The organism is Streptococcus parasanguinis, from assembly GCF_001069785.1.
In the GTDB taxonomy this organism is placed as follows: Bacteria; Bacillota; Bacilli; order Lactobacillales; family Streptococcaceae; genus Streptococcus; species Streptococcus parasanguinis_T.
In genome coordinates, this window is sequence record NZ_JVSR01000040.1 from 1 (window position 1) to 2,542 (window position 2,542).

General features: G+C 37.5%; 2 protein-coding genes. One reads left to right on the forward strand and one right to left on the reverse strand.

Features of this window, described 5'->3' with window-relative positions:
* Nucleotides 1-149: 149 nt before the first annotated feature.
* Complete coding sequence (locus ADG03_RS02760; RefSeq protein ID WP_049472489.1) at nt 150-497, forward strand: DUF6568 family protein; 348 nt, start codon at nt 150-152, stop codon at nt 495-497.
* Between the two features lie 795 nt (nt 498-1,292).
* Here the strand turns inward: ADG03_RS02760 and mutY are convergent.
* Complete coding sequence (gene mutY, locus ADG03_RS02770) at nt 1,293-2,438, reverse strand: A/G-specific adenine glycosylase (protein ID WP_049472491.1); 1,146 nt, start codon at nt 2,436-2,438, stop codon at nt 1,293-1,295.
* Nucleotides 2,439-2,542: the final 104 nt, after the last annotated feature.

Genomic DNA, 2,542 nt, shown 5'->3' on the forward strand with positions numbered 1-2,542 from the left:
CCCTACTCAACTGTGCGGAGGTGAGACGACGAAATCGAATTCTAACGAATAACCGATTTCTGTCCCACTCTCTCTTTCTTTCGTAGCAAATACCAGCGATTTTATAGAAAATATGGCATACTAGACATAGAAGAAAGCGAGGTAATCTCATGGAACAATTTTTAGAAGATGTTAAAGATCTTGAAGTCACAACTGCCGAGCGTGCGCAAGAAGCGATCAATCAAAAAGAAACAGCGACCTTCTTTATCGGACGCAAGACTTGCCCTTACTGCCGGAAGTTCGCTGCTAAATTAGCAACTGTCGTAGCTGAAACAAAAGCTCATATCTATTTTATCAATAGTGAAGAACCAAGTCAGCTAGACGCATTACAAGCCTTCCGCTCAACTTACGGCATCCCAACTGTCCCAGGATTTTTACATGTCGAATCCGGTGAAGTCACTGTTCGTTGCGACTCATCTATGTCTGAAGAAGAAATCAAAGCATTCGCTCATTTATAAAAAAAATAGCTAGAGATCAGTCTCTAGCTATTTTTCATTTTCCGAAAAAGATGTCCAACTTTTAGAATTTTTTTCATCAAACTATTTTAGTAGACTATTTTTCATTTTAAGAAAAATATTGGAAATTCATGCTCCTCTAGCCTACCATCAAGATTAAAGTGTTTTGTAAACCATTTTCTGTACTTTTCAAATAGTAATTCATTTATGAATATGGTAGCAAATATCAAGATTAAGAAGATAGTAAGATATATTTTATTTACATTATTAAAGTCAGTTGTATAGTTCATAACTGTATAGTACCTTATAAAATAAAAATAAAGAAAGAAACATATCGGCACAAAATTTAAATAAAGCAAATAACTGCATAAGAATAGAAATTGGTGTTTCTTTGATCTTCTTCTGTAATGCATTTTATATGTTTTCGTTATTTTATTGAATAAAGGAAACCTGCTTTTAAAACTTCCATAATATTTTGGCGAGGCGTGGTAACCAAGCCAGTGAAGTATTTTAAAATTTAACTCACGAGTTAACCAAAATAAATTGTAAAATATAAATAAATAAATAATGATAAAGCTGATTTTCACATGATTAGAATATAATTTGTAAATCATATAATAATATACGCCAGCCATAAAATAATTAAAACAAGTTAATATAAAAAAGATAATACTAGCAAATATACTACGAGGTCCTATAAAATTTTTATCTGAATAATCTGGTATATAATCCATATAACTTACATAATCCTATTCTTTCTTCATAAACTTATGCTCTATATTAAATTAAAATTAACGTTCATTTATTAAATGCTTCCCAGATCTTTTGCTGGGGTTTAGCAAAAGGATAGTCCGAAAATTCTTCTGGTTTTAACCAAACAGTCGATTCACTTGCTAACTCTTCACCTTCTTTTACCAGACCGTATCGGATCTGAACCTGCCACTTGCGATGCGAAAAGACATGCTGGACGATAGGATACGATCTGTCCTGCCAATCAATGGCTAAGTCATAGTCCTGTTCAAAGGAAAGAATTTCTGGGTTGCTCTCTGCTTCCCCCTTACTATCCAGTAGTGATAATTGGCCTAGGTTCTCAGACAGGCAATCCACTTCGATCAAGGGGAAATGCCAGAAACCCGATAAAAGCCCTTCTCGCTCATTTTTCTCCAACAAATAGCGGCCTTGACTATCCTTGATAATAAAGGCTGTGAGATAGACAGGTACCGGTTTCTTCTTGGGAGCCTTAATAGGATAACGATCCATGGTCCCATGTTGGTAGGCCGCGCTAAATTCCTTAACAGGACTCTCTTCCGGCCGTGGATTGACTGGCGATTCAATATCGGACCCCAAATCCATCAAAGCCTGATTGAAATCACCCGGACGGGCCGGATCGATCAAGAATTCCATCATGGCTTGAAAAATCTTGCGATTAGTCGGGACTCCGATATCGTAGTCCACCTCAAACAAGCGGGATAGAACACGCATGACATTGCCATCCACTGCTGGCTCTGGTAATCCAAAGGCAATACTAGCAATGGCACCAGCTGTATAAGGCCCAATTCCCTTCAGTTTAGATATTTCCTCATAACTTGATGGGAACACACCTCCGTGATTTTCCATTATCTGCTGGGCAGCTTTCTGCATGTTACGGACACGTGAGTAATAGCCCAAGCCTTCCCAAGCTTTTAAGAGTTTTTCTTCAGGGGCTTGAGCCAATTCAGCGACCGTCGGAAACCAATCTAAAAAACGCTCATAATAAGGAATAACCGTATCGACACGTGTCTGCTGGAGCATAATTTCTGAGATCCAAATTTTATAAGGATCCTGGGTCCTTCTCCAGGGAAGATCCCGTTTATGGGCATCATACCAGGCTAATAACTTTTCTCGAAAAGAGGCGATTTTTTCCTCCTTCCACATGGTAATCCCGTAATCTTTTAAATCTAACATATTCCTAGTATACCACAGAATGAGTTAGAGTTTAGAAATTCTGATTTTATAAAGAAAAAGAGGCTGGGACAAAAGTCCTAGCCTCTCAATTGTTTTTGGATTGT